Here is a 794-nt window from a genome sequence, read left to right as displayed (position 1 = left end):
ATTTTGAATATTGTAATAAACATGCTGGTGGTGTTTTATCTTTGTTTTATAATTTAAAAAAAGGAATTCATGGAGAAGAATTAAAAAATAAAGCACCAAAAAATTTGAAAACATTTTTTCGTTGACTTAAAAAAGATGAAAGATGATTAAAAATAAAAAATAAAATTAAAGAAATTAAAAAACAACATCCAAGATATGAAGTTAAAGAAATAGGTTTATTACAGATGGACGCTAAATATTTTGTACCAAGTAAATTTTCAGTTGATAAAAAGTATTATGTTTATGATTTTATTGATGAAAAAACAAGATTAGCATTAGGATATGTTTATGATAAATTAAGTACTGATAATGCTATTGATGCTGTTAAAAAAGTAATTAGTGATTTTAAAAATATATTTGGTATTATAATAACACGGATTAGAACTGATAATGGTTCTGAATTTATTAATAATTATCGGAATAATCAAAAAATTAGTGTTAAAAAGACTAATTTTACTCAATTTTTAACAGATAAAAATATTTTGCATCAAACAACACCAGTTCGTTCTCCACAGTCAAACGGTAAGATTGAAAGATTTCATCAAAATTATACTAAATTATTTGTATTTGAAGAAAAAATATTAAATGCAGTTAGTTTACAGAATAAATTAAATGATTATTATTATTTTTATAATTTTGAAAGAGTGCATAAGTCTTTAAATTTTCAGACACCATTTAATTTTTTGAATAGTTTAAGTTTAATTAAATAATTTTAAATTATTAAGTTTTTGTGTTTAAACTAAATAAGTTTATTA

The 794-nt window shown here is 20.5% G+C and carries 1 protein-coding gene; it reads left to right on the top strand.

Going from position 1 to position 794, the window contains the following annotated elements:
* Positions 1–749 (top strand): DDE-type integrase/transposase/recombinase (locus tag C6B38_RS05865; RefSeq protein ID WP_105298976.1); only part of this gene is annotated, 749 nt, incomplete at its 5' end.
* Positions 750–794 lie beyond the last annotated feature (45 nt).

Origin of the sequence: Spiroplasma sp. ChiS, assembly GCF_002968355.1 — a bacterium.
In the GTDB taxonomy this organism is placed as follows: Bacteria; Bacillota_I; Bacilli_A; order Mycoplasmatales; family Mycoplasmataceae; genus Spiroplasma; species Spiroplasma citri.
Note: the sequence above shows the minus strand (reverse complement) of the source record. Positions and strands in the feature narration are given on the sequence as shown.